Origin of the sequence: Rhizobium sp. S152, assembly GCF_030380735.1 — a bacterium.
In the GTDB taxonomy this organism is placed as follows: Bacteria; Pseudomonadota; Alphaproteobacteria; order Rhizobiales; family Rhizobiaceae; genus Rhizobium.
Map to the genome: position 1 here is coordinate 349,716 of NZ_JAUDRZ010000026.1, position 21,140 is coordinate 370,855.

The following is a 21,140-nucleotide window of genomic DNA, read 5'->3' on the forward strand; positions in this document are numbered from 1 at the left end:
AATTGAAAATCTTCGCGGCATCTTATAGATTTAGAATATCTTTTATCACGGTGTATTACGTATGAATCTAACTGCAGCAAACTTAAACTCAGAGGAACCTACGAATAAAGCGCTTCGGACCGATCTAGCAATGGCATCAGCCGAGCTAGTAATTGGATTGGTTGGACACGCTGGCTCCGGCTGCACATCGATCTCAACAGCACTGTACGCTGCGCTCCTCGCGTCGGGTTATCAAGTGCATCAGATAAAGCTGAGCGGCATTATTGAAGCACGACTTCCAGCCGGAGCTTTGCCGCAAATTCGCTCAACGCCGGAATTCAAAGGTATCGATCAGTTAAAAAGGGCGCGGGTTCTGCAAGATGCTGGTGATGGCATTCGCGAGAATCAAGAATACATCCTAGCGTCGCTAGCGATCGAAAAAATCAGAGAATTACGCGGCGACGCACCAGTCGGAGGCAAGAAAATTGCCTATCTCCTTGATTCGTTGAAGAATGTGGCCGAGGTTCAACTGTTAAGGGATGTTTACGGCTCGACATTCAGACTCGTCGCAGTTCATTGCGACTATGATCGACGATTTAAGCGCCTGTTCGGCCAGATTGGGGCCGATGCTAAGTTCGCAGGTGCACCACTACAAGACGTTATAGATTTTATGAGTCGTGACGAGATGGACAAGTCACGAAATGGGCAACAGGTGCGGGAAGTATTTCACCTCGCAGACTATTTTGTTGACGACAACAAAGATGAAAAAATCAACATCCAAAATAATGCAAACTTAAAACGTTTCTGTGAAATATTGCTCGGCTCAGGATTTCATCGCCCTACGGCTGAAGAAACGGCTATGTACACTGCTTTTTCCGCTGCACTGAGATCTTCTTGCTTGTCAAGGCAAGTTGGCGCAGCCCTAGCTTCTGAGCACGGTCAGATCATCTCAATTGGATCGAACGACGTACCCAAATATGGAGGCGGCACCTACGTGGAAGGCTCCAAACCTGATTGTCGATGTGCGGTCTGGGAATGGAGTAGTATTGACGGAAAACTCAACTTTCAAGGATGCCATAACAGCCGACATAAAAAGCTAATTGCTGAAGAAATTCGGGACGCCGTTGTGAGTCAAATAACCGCGGGAATTTCTACTGCATCAAAATCCTTGAGTGAATCAGAACATAAGGTTGTTGCCAAAGCTATCGCTGCATATCTCGGCAATGCTCCGGTGGATTTGAACATCCCAAGGATTAAGGACCTAGTCGAATATTCGCGATCAATTCATGCTGAAATGGACGCCATTTTTTCGGCCGCCCGCCAAGGAACAAGTACTCGCAATACGATGTTGTTCTGCACCACTTTTCCCTGTCACAATTGCGCGCGGCACTTAGTCACCGCTGGCGTAAAACAGGTGTTTTACGTCGAGCCGTATGTTAAGAGTCTCGCAATCGATCTACATTCGGATTCGATACGAACTAGCAATTCTGCTGAAGCAGAAAAACAGACGCATATGCTTATTTTGCCGTTTACGGGTGTCGGTCCCAGGATGTATGAGGACCACTTTATCAAATCAGGTGAACTGAAAGATGAAAACGGTGCATTCACACCACCCACTGGAACAAGACCCGTAATGGGAGCAAGAATTGGCGCTCTCGAAACGATAGAAAAGCAAGCCGTTGAACTGATCAACAAATAAAATATGGAAAAAAAGGTACTACAGTTTCCAACAAAACTTAGACCTGCTGAACCATTTCAGCTGGACCTGTTCGACGTGGAAAATTTCCTTATTGGGAAATACAGTTTTCTTGACATAAAAAAATGTGATGAAGTTGAGCTTAACAAGTATGTTGAGTGCTTTCGCTTTAGGCTTATATTCGACTTGAGAATATTCCCCTCGTTTGACCGGCCAAAATTTGACCACAACGCTGTATTAGATAAATTCAGAAAAGAAGATATTCTTTATTTTCCAATAGTTTACTTTAAGTACGCCAACGAGATGATAGATCAGCTTTCATGGCATAAAAAAACACTACAAGATAAATCAAAGCAAGGACCAATTTTGTTCATATACGAACAGAAGAACACAACTGACGAAAATCTATTCAAGTGGAAACGAGTTGTAGAGCGAAAGATATCTGGATCTACGGAAATTCACCCGAATATGTTTCATAGACTGCAGAGATAACATAGATCTCCCCTTCGTAAGTAAGAATAGCTGTAAGTAGAAATACATCCGCAAGATTAGCAGCGCGATCGCCATTAATGTGTATCGTGATTATTTATATCATTGCAATTTCCCCGCCCCCAAAACCCATGCCATCACCCCCTCATCCCACCACGGATACACCGGCAGGCGTGCTGGCGAGGTGGGGTCGGCGCTGGGTGTTTGAGGAGGACGCAAGCTCTCTCATCCGGGGTGCGCAGAAAATGGTCCGAGAGCCCTGCCCGCACCATGGCGGCACAACCCCTCACCCGCCACCACCCCATTGCGAGACACCCCGCCTGACGATACCCTCCCTCATCCAACCGTGACGGGAGCAGGCAATGCAGATCGATCTCACTGGAAAGACGGCGCTGGTCACAGGGTCGACGGAAGGCATCGGCTACGCAATCGTGCGGCAGCTCTCAAGGGCGGGAGCCGATGTCGTGGTCAACGGCCGGTCGGAAGACAAGACCGCGAAGACCGCTGAACGGCTCAAGGGCGAAGGCGCCGGGGGCAGCGTCACGTCCGCAGCCGCCGATCTCTCGACAGCCGAGGGCTGCGCGGCGCTTGTCGCCCAGGTTCCCCGGGTCGACATCCTGATCAACAACGCGGGCATCTTCCAGCCGATCGACTTTTTCGACGCCGGCGACGAGGTCTGGGATCGACACTGGCAGGTCAACGTCATGTCCGCGGTCCGGCTCTCCCGCGCCTATCTCCCGGGCATGCAGAAGGCGAACTGGGGCCGCGTGATCTTCCTGGCCTCCGAATCCGGCTTCAACATTCCGGTGGAGATGATCCATTACGGCGTCAGCAAGACAGCCGACATCGCCGTTGCCCGTGGTCTCGCCAAGCGCATGGCCGGCACGGGCGTCACCGTGAACTCCGTGCTGCCCGGCCCCACGCTCTCCGAAGGCGTGGAGGCGATGCTGGCCGAAGAGCAGGCCAAAACTGGCTTGCCGCTGGAGGAGATCGCCGCCGCCTTCGTCAGGCAGCATCGCGGCAGCTCGATCATCCAGCGGGCGACCAGCGTCGAGGAAGTGGCGAACCTGGTGACCTATCTCGCCTCGCCCTTCGCCTCCGCGACGACGGGCGCGTCCGTTCGCGTCGACGGCGGGGTCATCGACACCCTCTAGGATCATGTGCCCGTGACGGATGTCGCGGGTTCGGCCGGGACATAAACGCATGCGGTGGTACGCCAGCCATGCGGGCTCGTGTCGGCCTCCACCGACCGTCGCGCGGCAGCCCGGAGCACGCCAGGGCGGCGTCGGTAGCCTCATATGCGCCCCCCTCGGGTGAGCGCATAGGCACGCGAAACACAGCATCCTTGAGGATGGCGCAGTCGATTTTCGCAGGAAAATCAGCCGTCCCGCGCCTGTTTCATCCCCGCTCCCCAAGACCCATGCCATCATCCCCTCGTCCCGTCATCGGATACACCGGCAGGCGTGCCGGCGAGGCGGGATCGGCGCGGGGTGTGAGGGTGGGACGCAAAACCTCACATCACGGGTTCGAGAAAATGGTCTCCCTCCGGGGCTGGCGGACTATCGCGCTTGCGCGCCTTGTCCGTCGGAGTGCCCTGGACGTGCCTGTGAGGCACACAACGCCGTCGCGAAGTTTGAAAGACGGCTGCAGAGGGACCGGAGTTCGGGCATAAACCGCCGAACGGGGCGCCGGAGGCGCCAGTATTTATAGTTTTTGATGAGGTTCTTTCGAGCGCCCCGTCCGAATTGCCGCCCCTCGGGTCGGCGCCAGCAGTGCAGGATCAAGCCACGGGTGACATCAGCCGCGTGATGGCCTTGCCGCGCGCCCGGATCCACCCCACGAACCGGAGAGGACCGCAATGCCGCAGCAGTCTGACGACCAACCGAAAAACATACTGCTTGCCCGCCTCGGACTTGACCGGATCCGCGAGCTGGCGGCGCGGACGGCGGAGATGATGTATCTGCCGCACGGGATCTGCCCCGTCCGCCGCTGTCGCCGCGCCCGCGCCTGCCTGCGGATCGGCCCGGCAAAATATCTGCCCGTCTGCGTCCCGACGCTGCCTCAGGAATACATGCCTTGCTACAGCGACTATCTCGGCTGGGCCGCGACCCTCTGTGCGGACGCCCGCGACGGCGAACACGGGCCGCTGTTCGAACTCCTCAATGCGCTGACGCCGCGCCTGCGCGGCAACGCAAGCTGGATCGCCCGACAATGTCTTGCCGATGACGCCGCCGCCCTTGCCTGCCTCGACGCCGCGCTGGCGTTGATCGCCGACGCCGATGCCGCGCCACCGGTCTTCCAGGCCGTCGACGAGAAGGACCGGCAAGCGTGCCCTGATGCGGCGCCAGGCCCGCCATCAATATCCGGTATCTCCTCCCCGTCCCACCCAGCCCGTTAAACTTGCATCAACGCCTGCATGGCATATCTCACCGCGAGACAGCAGGAGACAGCAATGGCATTCGTAGGCTTCAGGAACACCCACAACCACACGATCTACGTCAATCCCGCCCAGGTGCTCTATGTCTCCACCTACGAGGAAGATGTATCGATCATCGCCTATGCCGTCTCCGACGCCGCCGGCAAGCCCGTCGTCTCCTATGTCAGGGGCAGCGCCGACATCATCCAGCACAAGCTCGGCGCCGCCGGGGCGAAGTGAAGGCGCCGGGTCGCGTGCCGCCGTGTCACCGCCGGGAGACATGGTGGTGGATGGGCGGTGCCCGGCCCGTCGCGGAGCTGAAATTGGGTCCCTCGGATTGCATTTCGGCCGCGAAAAACACTCCTGACGTGCCGTTGCGGCACGGAATCCGGAAACGAAACAGCCGTCGTCATCAAAGGTTACCAATCGTCAAGTCTTTGAATCTTTGGCAATTCCCGCCTTGCATGAACTAGTGCGAGAATAATGTCGCTTGCAATTTGCTTCGAATACTGGCACCAATTCGCTACTCGGGCATTTGCATGCCGGTGACTGGACTGATGTGGCTGAGCCTTCTTGCGGGAAGGTGGCGTGGGGGGACCTCACGTGCGTAGACGTTCTTTCCCCGTTCGTGAACTACTCGACTGACCCTTCGCGCGCTGAATTTTGATGAGGGGGCGCGAAAGTGAAAGCCGTTCATTTCCTTTCGGGGGGATGGATACCAGACAGACTACAGGGAAAAGGACCTATCCCAATGGCCACCAAAGGCGTCGTAAAATTCTTCAACCAGGACAAAGGTTTTGGTTTCATCACTCCTGATGGCGGTGCGAAGGACGTTTTTGTCCACATCTCCGCTCTCCAGGCTTCCGGCATCCAGTCGCTCCGCGAAGGCCAGCAGGTAACCTTCGACACCGAGCCGGATCGCATGGGCAAGGGCCCGAAGGCCGTCAACATCTCGGCCAACTAATTCGATCGCTGCTTCGGCAGGGATGAAAACGGCGCTCCGCGAGGGGCGCCGTTTTTGCGTTGTGGGCGAGAGAGACGGCTCGCTTCGCGCGTGCCGCCGAACGAAATTCGGCATCGCCGCGTCCCCCCGCCTTCCGGTCATGCGATGATGGCAACCGGGACAAGGAGACGAATACCGGGGCTCTCCTTTAGCCGCGCAGAAAAGGAGACAACGGATTGCCAGCGACTTTCGTAAACGACAGCACGAGCGGCGTCAGGCGCTGACAGCCTCTTCCGCCCCGCCGGAAAAATCCACCGCCGCGAAAGCGGCCGCGATCACCTCCGGCCCGGCGCCGGCCTTCACCGCATCGGTGGAGAGGATCTGCCGGTAGCGCCGCGCGCCCGGCAGCCCGGTGAACAGCCCCACCATGTGCCGCGCCACCTGCTGCAGCCGTCCGCCTTCGGCGATATGCCGCGCCGCGTAGTCCATCATCCGGTCGCGCAGAAGCTCCCAGTCGAAGGCTTCCGCCTCCGCCCCGAAGAAACGATGATCGACATCGGCGAGCACGCCGGCGTTCTGATAGGCCGCCCGCCCGAGCATGACGCCGTCGACATGCCGCAGATGCTCTTCTGCCTGATCCAGCGTCTGGATGCCGCCATTGATGCCGATGAACACGTCCGGCCGCGCCTCTTTCGTGCGGTAGACGATGTCGTAGTCGAGCGGCGGGATCTCGCGGTTTTCCTTCGGCGAGAGCCCCTTCAGCCAGGCCTTGCGGGCATGGATCCAGATCGCGTCGGCCCCTGCATCCAGCACTCGGTCGAGCAGATCGGGCAGCGCCTTTTCCGGCTCCTGCTCGTCCACCCCGATCCGGCATTTCACGGTAACCGGCACCGAGGAAACATTCTTCATCGCCCGGATGCAATCCGCCACGACATCGGGCGTCAGCATCAGGCAGGCCCCGAAGGTGCCCGATTGCACCCGGTCCGAGGGACAGCCGACATTGAGGTTGATCTCGTCGTAGCCGTAGGGAGCCGCGATCTCCACCGCCTTCACCAGCTTCTCCGGATCCGAGCCGCCGAGCTGCAGCGCGACAGGATGCTCCGCCGCGTCGAACGACAGCAGCCGCTCTCGCGGTCCATGGATGATCGCATCGGCCACGACCATTTCCGTATAGAGCAGCGCATTGCGGCTGATCTGCCGGTGGAAATAGCGGCAGTGGCGATCCGTCCAGTCGATCATAGGTGCGACCGCGAAGACCGGCCGCTTCGTTTCGAGCGCCTGTTTATAGAAATGCGATGGTGTCATGCCGCGCTCATACCCCAAAGCGGGGGAAAACGCCAGTTTCGGAGGCGCAGGGCAGCAATGCCGGAACGCGAGGTCCGGCGACCGCATATCAAAAAAGACCCTCTCTGCCCTGCCGGGCATCTCCCCCACAAGGGGGAGAAGACTCGCGGCAACCACCTGCCTCAATCGAGCTCCGGCGGACCCTCCGGGTTAAGCCCTCCCCCTTGTGGGGAGGGTTGGGAGGGGATCTTTGGCATACGCGATTACCCAGCGGATCACCACCCTCCACGCTTTCCCCGCCGCCGCATTTGCGGATAAGATGAGTGGACTCAACAAAACAGCAAGAGCATCGCTTTATCATGTCCATCTCCCCTTCCGCCGCCGCCACCGTCATCCCCCTTCCGGCGCCCGTCCTTTTGCCCGTCGAAGGCACGTCTGATCGCTTTCCGGTCCGCCGCGTTTATTGCGTCGGCCGCAACTATGCCGACCATGCTATCGAGATGGGCCATGATCCGAGCCGCGAGCCGCCTTTCTTCTTCCAGAAGAACGCCGACAATCTGCTCGCCGACGGCAAGGACTTCCCCTACCCGCCGCTATCGAACGACGTGCATTTCGAGGTCGAATGCGTGCTTGCGCTGAAATCGGGCGGCAAGGATATCGCGCTCGAAAACGCGCTCGATTGCGTCTACGGCTATGCCGTCGGCATCGATTTCACCCGCCGTGATCTGCAGGCCGACGCCAAGAAGCTCGGCCGCCCGTGGGAACTCGCGAAAGCCTTCGAACATTCCGCTCCGGTCTCGGCGATCGTCCCGGCCGCAAAGCTCGGCCACCCCGATGCCGGCCGCGTCTGGCTCGATCTGAATGGCAAGCGCGTCCAGGATGGCGATCTCAACCAGATGATCTGGAAGGTGCCTGAAATCATCGCCGAACTCTCGAAGCTGTTCGAACTCGCCCCCGGCGACGTGATCATGACCGGCACACCGGCGGGCGTCGGTGCCGTCAAGCGCGGCGACCATATCGATTGCGGCATTGACGGCATCGCCAAGCTGTCGATCAACGTCGCCTAAGGAGAAACGACCATGCCGATCTATGCGCTCTCGGGACACGAACCGGATCTGCCGCCATCAGGCACATACTGGATCGCGCCCGATGCGCATGTGATCGGCAAGGTCACGCTCGGAAGTGACGTCGGCGTCTGGTTCGGCGCGGTGCTGCGTGGGGACAACGAGCCGATCACGGTCGGCGCGGCGACCAATATCCAGGAAGGCGCCATGCTGCACACCGATCCCGGTTATCCCGTCACGATCGGGCAAGGCTGCACCATCGGCCATCATGCGATTGTCCACGGCTGCTCAATCGGAAACAATTCGCTTGTTGGCATGGGCGCCACGGTCCTGAACGGAGCGAAGATCGGCAACAACTGCCTCGTCGGCGCCAATGCGCTGGTGACGGAAGGCAAGGAATTCCCCGACAACTCCCTCATCGTCGGCTCCCCCGCCCGCGCCATCCGCACCCTCGACGACAAGGCGATCGAAGGCCTCAGGCGCTCGGCGGAAAAATACGTCGCCAACTGGCAGCGTTTCGCGCGCGATTTGAAGCGGCTGGATTGATTACGCCGCACAAGCCTCGCAAAGCCCGCGGATCTCGATCGTCGTCTTCTCGGCCTTGAACTTCTTGGACTTGGTCCAGTCCATCAGGCGATGGTCGACCTCGTGATCGTGGAATTCCATCACCTGGCCGCAGCTCTCGCAGATGGCGAAGGCGACGATGCCATGGCTGTGGCAGTTCTCGCCGGGATGCGCGCAAGCGACGAAGGAGTTGATGCTCTCGAGCCGGTGCACGACGCCGTATTCCAACAACTTCTCCAGCGCTCGGTAGACCTGCAGCGGGGCACGAAAGCCGTGGTCGCGCAGCTTGTCGAGGATCGTATAGGCGCTGAGCGGGCCGTCGGCCTTTTCGAGAACGTCGAAGACAAGCGCCTGGTTCTTGGTCAGTGCGGGTGCGCTCATGAGCCTTGTCCTTCCGTGGCGGCCTGGCTCTTCCCGAACTTGGGCAGCAGGCTGAGAATGAAGAGAATGAGGGCCGCGACCACGATCGACGGGCCCGACGGCGTGTCATAGGTAAGCGAGCCGAACAGCCCGCCGACCACGGCAACCGCCCCGATCAGCGAGGCGAGCACCGCCATGATCTCGGGCGTCGAGGAAAAGCGCCGGGCAGCGGCGGCCGGAATGATCAGCAGCGAGGTGATCAGCATGATGCCGACGATCTTCATGGCGATCGCGATGACGACCGCCATCAACAGCATGAAGAACAGCCGCGCCCGCTCCGGCTTCAACCCTTCGGCCTCGGCGAGCTCGGGATTGACGGTCGAGGCCAAGAGCGGCCGCCACAGCCAGGCGATCGCACCAAGCACCAGAATGCCGCCGCCCCAGATGAAGGCGATATCGGCCTTGGAGACGGCCAGGATATCGCCGAACAGGAAGGCGATGAGGTCGATGCGCACCCAGGTCATGAAGGCGACCATGACAAGCCCGATCGCCAGCGTCGCGTGCGAGAGAATGCCGAGCAGCGCATCGGCTGACAGCGCCTGCCGCTTCTGCAACAGGAGCAGCAGGATCGAGACGGCGGCCGCCACGACGAAGACCGAGAGCGTCAGGTTGAACTGCATGAGCAGCGACAGCGCCACGCCAAGCAGCGCCGAATGCGAGATCGTATCGCCGAAATAGGCCATGCGCCGCCAGATGATGAAGCAGCCGAGCGGCCCCGTGGTCAGCGCAAGGCCGACGCCGGCGATGATGGCGCGGACGAAGAAATCGTCAAACATGGCGCTCTCCCGCCGGATGCTTATGCCCGTGCCCGTCATCGGCCGTATGATGGTGGGCGTGCTCATGGCCAGCATGCCCGTGGTCATGGCCAGCATGCCCGTGGTCATGGCCAGCATGCCCGTGGTCATGGCCAGCATGCCCGTGGTCATGATGCGCATGATCATGAGAGTGCCCGGAATGATCATGAGAGCCATGATCATGGCCATGGTGATGACCATCCTCAGGATGGCAGTGATCCGTCACCGAGCCATCCGCATGCAGAACGCGGCCATCGGGGAGATGCGTATGATCGTGATCATGACTGTAGACGGCAAGCGACTGCGCCGCGCGGCTGCCGAACAGCCGCACATATTCGGCGCTCTGCGTCACCGCCTGCGGCGTGCCTCGGCAGCAGACATGGCCGTTGAGGCAGATCACGGTGTCGGTCGCCGCCATGACGACATGCAGGTCATGCGAAATCAGCAGGATGCCGCATCCCGTCCTGTTGCGGATGGTCTTGATCAGCTCGTAGATGGCGATCTCGCCGGAGAAATCGACGCCCTGCACCGGCTCATCAAGGACGAGCAGATCGGGCTTGCGGGCAATGGCGCGCGCCATCAGCACCCGCTGGAATTCACCGCCGGAGAGGTGTTGCACCTCGGCATCGCGCATGTGGGAAAGCCCGACGGCATCGAGCGCCTCGTTCATGTCGCTTGCCGAAAGCGGCCCCGTCAGCGTCATCAGCCGGCGCACCGTCAGCGGCAGCGTCCAGTCGATGGCGAGCTTCTGCGGGACATAGCCGACCTTGAGACCGGACGCGCGCGTCACCTTGCCCTCGTCGGCCTTCATCACCCCGATCGCCGTCTTCACCGTCGTCGATTTGCCAGAGCCATTGGGGCCGATCAGCGTCACGATCTCGCCGCGCGAGACGGAAAAATCGACGCCGCGAACCAGCCAGCGGCCGTTTCTGCGGACACCGACATTGGAAAGCGAGACGAGCGGTCTCGCCTCGGAATTTGCGGGTAATGGCATCATTTTTCCGAAAGTGCTGTTGCGCCCTGCTATCGCACACGTTATAGCATAACGCAATTGATGTAATAACATTACCTATGCAATTCAAGCGGAGCATGCACATGAAACTCGCGACCGGCCTTTCCCTGGCGTTACAAGGCCTCGCACTCCCGGCCCTCCTCCTTGCCGGCACGGCCCACGGCGCGGACGCACCCGTCGTCGTCACCTCGATCAAGCCGGTGCACTCGCTGGTCTCCGCCATCATGCAGGGCGTCGGCACGCCGGAGCTGATCGTCGATGGCGCCGCCTCCCCGCACACCTATTCGATGAAGCCCTCCAACGCCAAGGCGCTGCAGGATGCCAAGGTCGTCTTCTGGGTCGGGCCCGGCATGGAAGCCTTCCTGGAGAAGCCGCTGGAAGCGCTCGGAGACGATGCCAGTGTCGCAGAGCTCGACAAGGCTCCCGGCCTGACCAAGCTCAAGTTCCGCGAAGGCGGCGCCTTCGAAGCGCATGACGATGGCGACCATGATGGCGATGCGCACGAAGCCGGCCACGACCATGCCAATGAAGCGGCCGGTCATGATCACGATCACGCCGCCGAGGCACATGACGATCATGACCACGGTCACGGCGAATTCGACACCCACCTCTGGCTCGACCCGGTCAACGCCAAGGCAATGGCCGCCGAGATCACCACGACGCTCGTCGCCGCCGATCCGGCCAATGCCCTTGCCTACCAGACCAACGCCGACGCGCTGAACGCCAAGCTCGACGCACTCGACAAGGAAATTTCAGGCATCGTGTCACCGGTCAAGGACAAGCCCTTCATCGTCTTCCACGACGCCTACCAGTATTTCGAAAACCGCTATCATGTGCGCGTCGCAGGCTCGATCACCGTCAGCCCGGAAACCATCCCCGGCGCCGAGCGCATCGCCGAGATCCACAAGAAGGTCGCCGATCTCGGCGCCACCTGCGTTTTCGCCGAACCGCAGTTCCAGCCGCGCCTCGTCGATGTGGTTCTCGAGGCCACCAAGGCGAAAGCCGGCGTGCTCGATCCGGAAGCTGCGACACTGGAAGCAGGCCCCGACCTCTATTTCCAGCTGATGCGCGGGATTGCCAACAATCTCAAGGATTGCCTGTCCAAGGACAGCTGACCACGCCCCGACCGCAGACCGAAAGGCGGACGCGGACGTCCGCCTTTTTCAGCGCTGTGTATGTAATGGTATAACATTAATTTTGGAGATCGAAATGAACAGGAAACTGCCGGTCACCGTCCTCTCCGGCTTCCTCGGCGCCGGCAAGACGACGCTTCTGAACCACATACTGGCCAACCGCGACGGCCTTCGCGTCGCCGTGATCGTCAACGACATGAGCGAGGTCAATATCGACGCGGCGCTGGTTCGCGACGGCGGCGCCAATCTCTCGCGCACCGACGAAGCGCTGGTCGAGATGACCAATGGCTGCATCTGCTGCACGCTGCGCGACGACCTGCTGAAAGAGGTCCGCCAACTCGCCGAGCAGAACCGTTTTGACTACCTGCTGATCGAATCCACGGGGATCGCCGAGCCACTCCCCGTCGCCACCACCTTCGAGTTTCGCGACGAGGACGGCTTGAGACTGTCGGATGTGGCGCAGCTGGATACGATGGTAACCGTCGTCGATGCCGCCGGCCTATTGGCAGACTACGCCTCGACCGACTTCCTCGGCGACCGCGGCGAGACGGCGGGCGACGGTGATGTCAGGACGGTGATCGACCTGCTGGTCGAGCAGATCGAGTTCGCCGACGTCGTCGTCCTCAACAAGGTCGGTACCGCCACCGCCGAGCAACTGCAGGCCGCCCGCCAGATCGTCGTCGGGCTGAACCCGGATGCCCGGCTGATCGAGGCCGATTTCGGTAACGTCCGGCCGCAGGAGGTGCTCGGCACCGGCCTGTTCGACATCGACAAGGCCGAGACGCATCCGCTCTGGTACAAGGAGATGCACGGCTTCAACGACCATGTGCCGGAGACCGAGGAATACGGCATTCGCTCTTTCGTCTATCGCGAGAAGCGCCCGTTCGATCCGGCCAGGCTGCAACATTTCTTCGACACGGCATGGCCGGGCGTGGTCCGCGCCAAGGGCTTCTTCTGGCTCGCCACCCGCCCCGATCACGTCGGTGAGGTCAGCCAGGCCGGCGCCATCCTGCGCACCAGCCGCATGGGCACATGGTGGTCGGCGGTGCCGAGGGAGCGCTGGCCGGATGATCCCCGTTTCATGACCGCGATCGGGCCCTACCTCCATCCCGTCTGGGGCGACCGCCGCCAGGAGATCGTCTTCATCGGCGCCGACCCGATGGACGAAGGCTGGATTCGCGAGCGTCTCGATGCATGTCTCGTCGGCGCGGACGATTTCACGCCGGACAAATGGCGCGCCATGCCCGATCCCTTCGCACGCTGGGGAGAAAGGGCTGCATGAAGGCTCCGGCGATCAAACGTTACAGGTGCATCTGCGAGGAATGCGAACCGCTGCCGCCGATCGAAGGATTGGCGGCGCCGGAAACGCCGGTGGAGCGCGACGACAGCCTTTCGGCTCCGGCGAACATCCTCGCCAGGCTCACCCGTAGTATAGTCAGCGGCAGAAAGGAAAACGGCGCATGAAAAAGGGCGGTCGAAACCGCCCTTCCCTGGGAGATATCCGTTCGCCGATCAGCGGCCGGTGACGATGCTGGAGATCACATTGCTGGCAACGCTGATCATCAGATAGTCATTGTTGACGCGGACCCAGCGATAGCCGCGCGGCGGAGGCGCCAGGCGATAGCGGCGGTAGTCGCGCACTTCCTGCATGTGGCGGCGCTCGGCGGGGCTCATGCGATGGCCGCGGCTCCACTTGTACTTGGTGACGTGAACATCGCGATGCACGACAACCGGGCGGCGGTGATCCTGAGCGCTGGCCTCGGTCGCTGCAACCAGCGGAGCAGCCAGGAACGAAGCGGAGAGAAGAACGGCAAAAATCTTTTTCATCGGGGTTTCCTCGTTTGATTACGGCCCGAACCTAGACCCCGAATGATGAACCGAAACTGAAAGTTAGATTAAATTTCAGTAATGAAAACACATGCTTGAAAGCATATATTAAATTAGCAATAGCGACATTACCTTGCGTCAGAGCCCCAATGTTAAGGCAACGCCACGCCCGCTCACAGCTCCTCGTAGTTGAACCAGTCGAAGTCAGCCGTCTTCGCCCGACCGGACGTATCAAAAGCGAAGATGCCGGCGAATGCCCCGGTGAACGAACCATGCTCGCCCCGCCCACCCTCGTCGGATACGACGCCGGCGTCGAGCACCGGTCCGATCGCCTGCCAGGCGCCCATTCCCTCGGTCTGCCAGAAGAACTGCAGATCGTTGTCGCGGATCTCCATGGAAAGCTGGACGCGACCGCCGGCCGGAATCGCCACGCCGCTGCCTGCGGGAAAGTTGAGACGACCGTTCGGATAATCGCCGTCGCAGGACAGGATCGTCACGCAACGCCCCAGCTTCTCGTGCAGCGTCACCGCCACAGCATGGAACTTGTGACGGTTGTAGTAGTGCGTCAGCCCCGCCACCTGCTGGTAGGTATCGGGATCGAACTCGACCACCGTCTCGGCCCGGAAGCTGTGATGCTCCTGCCGCCGCGCCACCAGTGCCTGCTCGAACCACGAGCCGATGCTTTCACGGGCGATCAAACGGAGATGGCCAGGCCGGTCGGCGAGATTGAAGATGCGCTCCGGCTGCGGCGTTCGCAGCCACTGGAAATCGGCGGGCAGCGTCCCGCCGTCGAAGCTGTACTCGCTGCGCACAGGCCTCTCGATCGACACGGCGCCGCCAAGCCCCGGCACCTCGACATCGGGCACGGCAGTGCCGTTCTCGAGATAGAGCCAGCCGTCGTCGTTCCAGACGCACTTCTGCAGGCTGGTCTCACGCCCCAGCGTGCAGCGCCGCTTCGGCGGCATCGGCCGGCCGCAGAGATGGGTGTGATAGACCTGACCATCAGGCGTCTCGACATACTGCCCATGCCCCGCCCGCTGCAGGATCGCCTCGGGATTGTCCTTCGAGGTGATCAGGTGCCTGTTCGGATGCATCTCATAGGGACCATGGATGTCGCGCGACCGCGCCATCGTCACCGCATGATCGTAACCCGTGCCGCCCTCGGCCGTCGTCAGATAATAATATCCGTCGCGCTTGAAGAGATGCGGCCCCTCGACCAGCCCGAGCGGACTGCCGGCGAAGATGTTCCGGATCGGCCCCTTCAGCGATTTCGTCTCCGCATCCCACTCCTGCATAAGGATACCGTCGAAGGCCGGCGATTTCGGCGCGCCGCCAAAGCTCTCGGTGCGGTGGTTCCACTGCATGTTGAGAAACCATTTGCGTCCGTCGTCGTCATGAAACAGCGACGGATCGAAGCCGGACGAGTTCACATAGATGGGCTCCGACCACTCGCCCTCGATCGTCGGCGAGGTCACGATATAATTATGCGCATCCTTGAAATTGCCGTCGAAGCGCTTCACGTCGGTATAAACGAGCCAGAACAACCCGTCGGCATGGGACAGGCACGGCGCCCAGACGCCGCAACTATCAGGATTTCCGCGCATGTCGAGCTGGCTCGCCCGCTCCAGCGGCCGCCGCACCAGCGTCCAGTTCACCAGATCGCGCGAATGATGGATCTGCACGCCCGGATACCACTCGAAGGTCGAGGTCGCGATGTAGTAATCCTCGCCGACACGGCAGATCGACGGGTCCGGATTGAAGCCCGGCAGGATCGGATTGCGGATCATGGTGACGTCTCCTCCCAGACGCGCGCATTTCTGCGGCACGTACATCACATCGTGTATGAAAAACGCCCGGAAGATCGTTCCGGGCGTTTCGGCTTACTCGCGTTCCGCCGACTTCGCCCAGAGATTGATGTCCGCCTCGCGGGCGTAGCCGTCGATCTCCTTCAGCTCCTCGGCGGTGAAGTCGAGATTATCCAGCGCCTTGACGCAATCGACGATCTGCGACGAGCGGCTGGCACCGATCAGTGCCGACGTCACGCGGTCGCCGCGCAGCACCCAGGCGATCGCCATCTGCGCCAGCGTCTGGCCACGGCGCTCCGCGATCTCGTTGAGCTTCTTGATATTGTCGATGATCTGAGGACGGATGAAGTCCTTCTTGAGGAAGTGGTTTTGCGCCGCGCGGCTGTCCTGAGGAATGCCGCCGAGGTACTTCGTCGTGAGCATGCCCTGCGCCAGCGGCGAGAACACGATCGAACCCATGCCGACCTCGTCGAGCGTATCGAGCAGCTTGTCGTCCTCGACCCAGCGGTTGAGCATGGAATAGCTCGGCTGGTGGATCAGGCAGGGCGTGCCGAGATCCTTGAGAATGGCGGCGGCCTCGCGGGTGCGCTGCGAGTTGTAGGACGAGATGCCGACATAGAACGCCCGGCCGGAGCGCACGATATGGTCGAGCGCGCCGCAGGTCTCTTCCAGCGGCGTATCCGGGTCGAAGCGGTGCGAATAGAAGATGTCGACATAGTCGAGGCCCATGCGCTTCAGGCTCTGGTCGCACGACGCGATCAGATACTTGCGGCTGCCCCACTCGCCGTAGGGACCCGGCCACATGTCGTAGCCGGCCTTGGACGAAATGATCAGCTCGTCGCGCAGGCCGGCAAATTCGGTGCGCATGATCTCGCCGAAAGCGGTCTCGGCGCTGCCGGGAGGCGGGCCGTAATTGTTGGCGAGGTCGAAATGGGTGATGCCGAGATCGAATGCCGTGCGGCACATGTCGATCTTGCGGTCATGTGGCGTGTCGCCGCCGAAATTGTGCCAAAGCCCGAGCGAAACGGCCGGCAGCTTCAGGCCGGAACGGCCCGTGCGGTTGTACTTCATCTTCGAATATCGGTCGGAAGCCGGTTGCCAGCTCATAATCCTCATCCCCTGTATAAAACGGCGCATAGAAACGGCGCGGGTTCGTCGCCCGCGCCGGACCATAGACCTTTAGGCACGTACTTCAAGAGCGCCCCATCACTTCAAGAGAGCCTGTGCCTCTTCGATGCCGAGTGCCGCCGGCTGCGTGCAGGTCGTCGTCAGCTCGATGAAACGGCCCTCTTCGCCCGACTTCAGGATCGACGTCATCACGTCGACGCCATGCAGCGTGCGGTCGAGCGAGCAACGCGCATCGCGTCCCTCGATGATCGCCATCGCCATGTCGGCGAGGCCGGCGGTGCGATAGTTGGCGCGCGGTCCCTGCGGGCTCTCCTGGTTGAAGATGCCGAAGGGATGCTCCCAGCCGTCGAGCGGCTTGATGTCCTTGTCCTTGCCGCTGGCCTCGACGACGCCGCCGAAGAAGTTCGGATCCGGCACGTAGAGCGATCCCTCGGTGCCGTAGAGCTCCATGTTGGCGTGGCGGTGGGACCAGACGTCCCAGCTCGCGGTCAGTGTGACCGTCGCGCCGTTCACGAATTCCAGGATCGCCTGGATCGTCGTCGGCGTCTTCACCGGGATCACCTCGCCGTTGCGCGGCTCGCTGGTGATCGTGCGGGTCGGCGACGCCATCGAGGTCATGGCGCCGACGCGCTTCACCGGTCCGATCAGGTTGATCAGGTTGGCGATGTAGTACGGGCCGAGATCGAGGATCGGGCCGCCGCCGGGCAGGAAGAAGAAGTCCGGGTTCGGATGCCACATCTCCATGCCCGGGCTCATGACATAACATGCGCCAGAGGTGACGCGGCCGATGCCGCCCTCGTCGATATACTTGCGGGCCAACTGATGCGCCCCGCCGAGGAAGGTATCCGGCGCGCAACCGACGGAGAGCTTCTTCTCCTTGGCGATGCGGCGCAGCTCCTCACCCTGCTCCAGGGTGAGAACCAGCGGCTTTTCCGAATAGACGTGCTTGCCGGCCTCGAGAATCTTCTTCGAAACCGGGAAATGCGCGTCCGGAATGGTCAAGTTGACGACAACGTCGACTTCGTCGTTGGCCAGAAGCTCGTCGATCGTTTGCGCCTTCACGCCGTATTCCTCGGCACGGGCCTGCGCGGCCTGCATATTGATATCGGCGCAGGCCACGACGTTGAGGCCCTTGAACAGCGGAGCCAGCGAAAAGTAGGTGGTGGAGATGTTGCCGCATCCGATGATGCCGACGCCAAGTTCCTTGGTCATGGTGGTCCTCAGTATGTCTTGAAGGATGCGATCGAGCGGGTGATCAGGCGATCGACATCGGCGGGATTGTCATGCTCGACGACGTAATGCTTGGTCTTGGTACCCTTCAGCGCCGCAATCAGCTTCGGCCAATCGAGTGTGCCGTGGCCGACATCGGCCCAGCCGTCCTCGTTCTTGTTCTCGCCCGCCGGTGCGATGTCCTTGACGTGCGCCGAGGTGATGCGCGAGCCCAGCTTCTCGATCCATGCGAAGGGATCGGCACCGCCGCGAACGACCCAGGCGATATCCGCTTCCCAGGAAATATCAGGCGCGCCTTCGAAGATGCGTTCGATCGGCAGCGAACCGTCGGCGAGCTTCACGAATTCGAAGTCGTGATTGTGCCAACCGAACTCGTAGCCGGCATCCTTGTAGGGCTTGCTCATTTCCTGCAGGCGCTTGCCGAAGGCCAGCCAGCCGGCCCCATCGGTCGGGCGCTCATCGGCAGCCAGATGCGGCGCATAGATGGAATCCATGCCGAGGATCTTGGCGATGTTCAGCGACTTCTGCACTTCGCCGTCGAGGAAATCGGGGCTGAAGTGGCCGCTCGCCATCACGAGGCTGTTCTTGTCGAGCTCGGCGCGCAGGCTGTTCAGGCCGGCATCGTCGAGATCGGCATAGATGCCGCCGAAGCCTTCGACTTCCTGATAGCCGGCCTTGCCGAGCTTTTCGAAGATCGCCGAATAGGGCTGGAAGTTGCGGGCGCTGTAAAGCTGGAAACTCAGTTTCGTCATACTATCCTCCTCGGGCCTCGTGCCCATTCATTTCAATCAGGATCAATCCACGGACTGACAGGACTGCAGGTCGTAGAAGCGGAAATCCGGCAGGGCGCCATCAGCAAGCGGCGTGGCCGGGGTGAAGGTGATGCGACGCGTCTCGCCCGCCGCCAGATCGAAGGCATTGTCGGAATACTTGCCGTCGGTCTCGGTCTCGATCATCACGAAGAGCGCAAGTCCCTTGGCGGTGACGTTGAGGCAGACGGAGCCGTCTTCCTCGACATATTGGTGCGTGACCATCAGCCCCGCGGGCTCAAGCTCCAGCGACTTGTAGGTGCCGTGCACATGATGCCCCTCGCCGCCCATGCCGTTCGACGCGGTGAAGCGCCAGGCAAGCAGGCTTCCGTCAGGGATATCGGAGACGTCGATGCTGGTGGCCGTCACCGCCGCATCCGGCGTGCAGACGGCCTGAACGTCCTTCAGGTGCGTGCGAACGCCCTTCATGTCGAGGACGGAGATCGACAGGTCGACGCTCACCTCGTCGACGGTATCGTTGACCAGCGAGAAACGGATTGCGTTGCCGTCCTCGTCCGGGATCGCCGCCACCGCCACCGGCTGGAAGAAGCGCTTGACCAGATAGTGCATTGCCTTCCAGCGGCCGCCGTAATCGAGGCTCGACCACGAGGCCACCGGCCAGGTGTCGTTGAGCTGCCAGTAGATCGTACCCATGCAATGCGGCTTCAGCGAGCGCCAGTATTCCACCGCCGTCTTGATCGCGAGACCCTGCTGGATTTGGCTGAGATAGACGAAATTCGGGAAATCCTTCGGGAAGCGGAAGTAGCGGAACATCGTGCCGGCGATGCGCTCGTTTCCGCCGGCGTTCTTCTGGTGGAGCTCCATCACCGGCGACGCGACGTTCATGTCCTTGGCCTCGGCATAGGTCTTGATGACGGGCAGCGAGGTGTAGGACTGGAAGCCGAATTCCGAGCAGAAGCGCGGGCGAACGGAACGGTAATTGTCGAACGACTTGTTCTCGTGCCAGACCGACCAGTAGTGCATGTCGCCGGAGCCATCGGCATGCCAGGCATCGCCGAAATCGAGGTAGCCAGAGGCAGGGCTCGACGGCCACCAGATCGCATCGGGAGCGGCCTTCTTCATCGCCTGCTCGATCACCCGGTTGAGGCGGTCGTAGGAGACGAGATAGCGGTCGCGGTCGTTGCGGGATTCCTCGAACCAGGTCAGAGCACCAACAAGTTCATTGTCGCCGCACCAGAGCGCGATCGACGGGTGCGAATTCAGGCGGCGGACCTGATAGTCGACCTCGAGCGCGACGTTGTCGAGGAAGTCCTCTGTCGAGGGATAGAGGTTGCAGGCAAACATGAAGTCCTGCCAGACCATCAGGCCGAGACGGTCGCAGAGATCGTAGAAATGATCATGCTCGTAGAAACCGCCGCCCCACACACGGATCATGTTCATGTTGGCCGCTTTGGCCGACTGCAGCAGATCCTCGGTCTTCTCGGGCGACGACAGCGAAAACAGCGCGTCCGCCGGGATCCAGTTGGCGCCGCGGCAGAAGATCTCGCGGCCGTTGACCTTCAGCGCAAAGCGCGCACCGGCCGCGTCCGGCGTGGTGATCAGCTCGACGGTGCGAAGACCGATCTGCCTGGTGACGGCATCGGACGGCAGATCGACGGCCAGCTCATAGAGCGCCTGCTCGCCGCTACCGGCAGGCCACCAGAGCCGCGGCTTGGCGATCTCGAAGACATGGTTGACGACCGTCTCGCCCGCGCCGACGCCGACGTCGAGCCGCACCCGCTCGCCGTCGAGCGAGAAATGGACGGGCACGATGCCGGGGGTCTTGGCAAACAGCGTCGCCGTGACCTTGAGATCGACGGACCCGTCGGCATTGTGCACCTGCCGTGCGGTGACATGCTCAATGCGGGCGGTATCGAGACGGCGCAGCGCGATCGTGCCGTAAAGCCCGAGCGGTGCAATCGCGATGTTCCAGTCCCAGCCGAAATGGCATTGCGGCTTGCGCAGCATGTTGCCGTTGGGGATCGGCGAATTGCCGGTCGAATAGGGAATGTAGAAGGGCTGCTTGCCCTGCCGTTCGGCCCCGGCGGCGATGCTCGAATGCAGGATGATGCGGATGACGTTGTCGCCGGCCTTCAGCAGGCTGCCGACATCGGGCCGGTAGCGCCGGAAGCTGTTGTCGGCGACGAGCGCCGGCGAGCCGTTGATGAAGACGGCGGCCACCGTGTCGAGATAGTCGATATCGAGATACCAGTCGCCATCAGGCTCGGCGATGGTGAAGCTGCGCTCCAGCGCCCAGTCCTTATGCGCCACCCATTGCACCGCCTCCTCGTTTCGTCCGAAATAGGGATCGGGAATGAGCTTGGCGGCATGCAGCGCCGAATGCACGTCGCCGGGAAGCGTGATCGGCGCGGTGATTTCACCATCCGTGGAGGTGAGCTTCCACGAGCCTGCGAGGTCGAGGTTGAACCCGTTGGTGGGCAAGGATGTCATAGCACTGTCCGATCAGGCCGCTCTTGGGAAAACCCGTCACCGGGCTGCGACCGAATGTGGTATTGGAAGAACGGGCGGAACCGCTTGGGACGGCCC

Annotated in this window: 20 protein-coding genes; 10 read left to right on the forward strand and 10 right to left on the reverse strand. The window is 61.1% G+C overall.

Annotation, left to right across the window (positions count from 1 at the left end):
* Positions 1-130: 130 nt before the first annotated feature.
* The 5 genes from QTL95_RS20910 to QTL95_RS20930 all read left to right on the forward strand — a co-directional run bounded on the left by QTL95_RS20910 (position 131) and on the right by QTL95_RS20930 (position 5,544).
* Positions 131-1,678 carry an anti-phage dCTP deaminase gene (locus QTL95_RS20910; RefSeq protein ID WP_289721833.1) on the forward strand — a complete coding sequence of 516 codons (1,548 nt, stop codon included), beginning with the start codon at positions 131-133 and terminating at the stop codon, positions 1,676-1,678.
* A gap of 848 nt (positions 1,679-2,526) precedes the next feature.
* Complete coding sequence (locus tag QTL95_RS20915) at positions 2,527-3,318, forward strand: SDR family NAD(P)-dependent oxidoreductase (RefSeq protein ID WP_289721834.1); 792 nt, start codon at positions 2,527-2,529, stop codon at positions 3,316-3,318.
* A 704-nt stretch (positions 3,319-4,022) separates the two neighbouring features.
* Positions 4,023-4,562 (forward strand): hypothetical protein, encoded by a 540-nt coding sequence (locus QTL95_RS20920; protein ID WP_289721835.1) that lies wholly within the window; start codon positions 4,023-4,025, stop codon positions 4,560-4,562.
* A 54-nt stretch (positions 4,563-4,616) separates the two neighbouring features.
* A complete protein-coding gene (locus tag QTL95_RS20925; protein ID WP_289721836.1) occupies positions 4,617-4,820 on the forward strand; it encodes a hypothetical protein in 204 nt (67 codons plus the stop codon).
* 511 nt (positions 4,821-5,331) lie between these two features.
* Positions 5,332-5,544 (forward strand): cold-shock protein, encoded by a 213-nt coding sequence (locus tag QTL95_RS20930; RefSeq protein WP_018900054.1) that lies wholly within the window; start codon positions 5,332-5,334, stop codon positions 5,542-5,544.
* Between the two features lie 252 nt (positions 5,545-5,796).
* Here QTL95_RS20930 and dusA read toward each other — a convergent pair whose 3' ends face one another.
* Positions 5,797-6,828 carry a tRNA dihydrouridine(20/20a) synthase DusA gene (dusA, locus tag QTL95_RS20935; protein ID WP_289721837.1) on the reverse strand — a complete coding sequence of 344 codons (1,032 nt, stop codon included), beginning with the start codon at positions 6,826-6,828 and terminating at the stop codon, positions 5,797-5,799.
* A 338-nt stretch (positions 6,829-7,166) separates the two neighbouring features.
* Here dusA and QTL95_RS20940 point away from each other — a divergent pair, with 338 nt between their 5' ends.
* Both QTL95_RS20940 and QTL95_RS20945 read left to right on the forward strand, forming a co-directional pair.
* The gene (locus QTL95_RS20940) at positions 7,167-7,874 is read left to right on the forward strand and encodes a fumarylacetoacetate hydrolase family protein (RefSeq protein WP_289721838.1); all 708 of its coding nucleotides are present in this window, start codon (positions 7,167-7,169) and stop codon (positions 7,872-7,874) included.
* Positions 7,875-7,886: 12 nt separating this feature from the next.
* Positions 7,887-8,417, forward strand: a complete 531-nt coding sequence (locus tag QTL95_RS20945) for a gamma carbonic anhydrase family protein (protein ID WP_289721839.1) — start codon at positions 7,887-7,889, stop codon at positions 8,415-8,417.
* On the opposite strand, the gene QTL95_RS20950 is transcribed toward QTL95_RS20945, so the two are convergent.
* Genes QTL95_RS20950 through QTL95_RS20960 form a run of 3 tightly spaced genes read right to left on the reverse strand, consistent with a single transcriptional unit; the run spans position 8,418 to position 10,643 of the window.
* On the reverse strand, positions 8,418-8,816 hold the full coding sequence (locus tag QTL95_RS20950) for a Fur family transcriptional regulator (protein WP_018900623.1): 399 nt from the start codon (positions 8,814-8,816) through the stop codon (positions 8,418-8,420).
* A complete protein-coding gene (locus QTL95_RS20955; RefSeq protein ID WP_289721840.1) occupies positions 8,813-9,631 on the reverse strand; it encodes an iron chelate uptake ABC transporter family permease subunit in 819 nt (272 codons plus the stop codon). Before QTL95_RS20955 ends, QTL95_RS20950 begins: the two co-directional genes overlap by 4 nt.
* Complete coding sequence (locus tag QTL95_RS20960; protein ID WP_289721841.1) at positions 9,624-10,643, reverse strand: ATP-binding cassette domain-containing protein; 1,020 nt, start codon at positions 10,641-10,643, stop codon at positions 9,624-9,626. The genes QTL95_RS20955 and QTL95_RS20960 overlap by 8 nt, the downstream gene beginning before the upstream one ends.
* Before the next feature lie 101 nt (positions 10,644-10,744).
* On the opposite strand from QTL95_RS20960, the gene znuA reads away from it, so the two are divergent.
* From znuA to QTL95_RS20975, 3 genes are all read left to right on the forward strand, one after another.
* On the forward strand, positions 10,745-11,776 hold the full coding sequence (gene znuA / locus QTL95_RS20965; RefSeq protein WP_289721842.1) for a zinc ABC transporter substrate-binding protein ZnuA: 1,032 nt from the start codon (positions 10,745-10,747) through the stop codon (positions 11,774-11,776).
* Positions 11,777-11,870: 94 nt separating this feature from the next.
* Complete coding sequence (locus QTL95_RS20970; protein WP_289721843.1) at positions 11,871-13,076, forward strand: GTP-binding protein; 1,206 nt, start codon at positions 11,871-11,873, stop codon at positions 13,074-13,076.
* Positions 13,073-13,258: a hypothetical protein gene (locus tag QTL95_RS20975; RefSeq protein WP_289721844.1), complete on the forward strand. Its 186-nt coding sequence runs from the start codon at positions 13,073-13,075 to the stop codon at positions 13,256-13,258. Before QTL95_RS20970 ends, QTL95_RS20975 begins: the two co-directional genes overlap by 4 nt.
* Positions 13,259-13,306: 48 nt before the next feature.
* Here QTL95_RS20975 and QTL95_RS20980 read toward each other — a convergent pair whose 3' ends face one another.
* From QTL95_RS20980 to QTL95_RS21005, 6 genes are all read right to left on the reverse strand, one after another.
* Positions 13,307-13,621, reverse strand: a complete 315-nt coding sequence (locus QTL95_RS20980) for an RcnB family protein (protein WP_289721845.1) — start codon at positions 13,619-13,621, stop codon at positions 13,307-13,309.
* Between the two features lie 173 nt (positions 13,622-13,794).
* Entirely contained in the window at positions 13,795-15,408 is a 1,614-nt protein-coding gene (locus QTL95_RS20985; protein WP_289721846.1) for a glycoside hydrolase family 43 protein, read from the reverse strand.
* A gap of 93 nt (positions 15,409-15,501) precedes the next feature.
* Positions 15,502-16,533, reverse strand: coding sequence for an L-glyceraldehyde 3-phosphate reductase (gene mgrA / locus QTL95_RS20990; protein ID WP_289721847.1), 1,032 nt, complete (start codon positions 16,531-16,533; stop codon positions 15,502-15,504).
* A gap of 99 nt (positions 16,534-16,632) precedes the next feature.
* Positions 16,633-17,766, reverse strand: a complete 1,134-nt coding sequence (locus tag QTL95_RS20995) for a Gfo/Idh/MocA family protein (RefSeq protein WP_289721848.1) — start codon at positions 17,764-17,766, stop codon at positions 16,633-16,635.
* An 8-nt stretch (positions 17,767-17,774) separates the two neighbouring features.
* Entirely contained in the window at positions 17,775-18,536 is a 762-nt protein-coding gene (locus tag QTL95_RS21000) for a sugar phosphate isomerase/epimerase family protein (RefSeq protein ID WP_289721849.1), read from the reverse strand.
* A 42-nt stretch (positions 18,537-18,578) separates the two neighbouring features.
* Entirely contained in the window at positions 18,579-21,044 is a 2,466-nt protein-coding gene (locus QTL95_RS21005) for a beta-mannosidase (RefSeq protein WP_289721850.1), read from the reverse strand.
* Positions 21,045-21,140: the final 96 nt, after the last annotated feature.

Coding starts and splice junctions, on each gene's coding strand:
- QTL95_RS20910 (WP_289721833.1), top strand. CDS start 131: ATGGCATCAGCCGAGCTAGTAATTGGATTGGTTGGACACGCTGGCTCC.
- QTL95_RS20915 (WP_289721834.1), top strand. CDS start 2,527: ATGCAGATCGATCTCACTGGAAAGACGGCGCTGGTCACAGGGTCGACG.
- QTL95_RS20920 (WP_289721835.1), top strand. CDS start 4,023: ATGCCGCAGCAGTCTGACGACCAACCGAAAAACATACTGCTTGCCCGC.
- QTL95_RS20925 (WP_289721836.1), top strand. CDS start 4,617: ATGGCATTCGTAGGCTTCAGGAACACCCACAACCACACGATCTACGTC.
- QTL95_RS20930 (WP_018900054.1), top strand. CDS start 5,332: ATGGCCACCAAAGGCGTCGTAAAATTCTTCAACCAGGACAAAGGTTTT.
- dusA (WP_289721837.1), bottom strand. CDS start 6,828: ATGACACCATCGCATTTCTATAAACAGGCGCTCGAAACGAAGCGGCCG.
- QTL95_RS20940 (WP_289721838.1), top strand. CDS start 7,167: ATGTCCATCTCCCCTTCCGCCGCCGCCACCGTCATCCCCCTTCCGGCG.
- QTL95_RS20945 (WP_289721839.1), top strand. CDS start 7,887: ATGCCGATCTATGCGCTCTCGGGACACGAACCGGATCTGCCGCCATCA.
- QTL95_RS20950 (WP_018900623.1), bottom strand. CDS start 8,816: ATGAGCGCACCCGCACTGACCAAGAACCAGGCGCTTGTCTTCGACGTT.
- QTL95_RS20955 (WP_289721840.1), bottom strand. CDS start 9,631: ATGTTTGACGATTTCTTCGTCCGCGCCATCATCGCCGGCGTCGGCCTT.
- QTL95_RS20960 (WP_289721841.1), bottom strand. CDS start 10,643: ATGCCATTACCCGCAAATTCCGAGGCGAGACCGCTCGTCTCGCTTTCC.
- znuA (WP_289721842.1), top strand. CDS start 10,745: ATGAAACTCGCGACCGGCCTTTCCCTGGCGTTACAAGGCCTCGCACTC.
- QTL95_RS20970 (WP_289721843.1), top strand. CDS start 11,871: ATGAACAGGAAACTGCCGGTCACCGTCCTCTCCGGCTTCCTCGGCGCC.
- QTL95_RS20975 (WP_289721844.1), top strand. CDS start 13,073: ATGAAGGCTCCGGCGATCAAACGTTACAGGTGCATCTGCGAGGAATGC.
- QTL95_RS20980 (WP_289721845.1), bottom strand. CDS start 13,621: ATGAAAAAGATTTTTGCCGTTCTTCTCTCCGCTTCGTTCCTGGCTGCT.
- QTL95_RS20985 (WP_289721846.1), bottom strand. CDS start 15,408: ATGATCCGCAATCCGATCCTGCCGGGCTTCAATCCGGACCCGTCGATC.
- mgrA (WP_289721847.1), bottom strand. CDS start 16,533: ATGAGCTGGCAACCGGCTTCCGACCGATATTCGAAGATGAAGTACAAC.
- QTL95_RS20995 (WP_289721848.1), bottom strand. CDS start 17,766: ATGACCAAGGAACTTGGCGTCGGCATCATCGGATGCGGCAACATCTCC.
- QTL95_RS21000 (WP_289721849.1), bottom strand. CDS start 18,536: ATGACGAAACTGAGTTTCCAGCTTTACAGCGCCCGCAACTTCCAGCCC.
- QTL95_RS21005 (WP_289721850.1), bottom strand. CDS start 21,044: ATGACATCCTTGCCCACCAACGGGTTCAACCTCGACCTCGCAGGCTCG.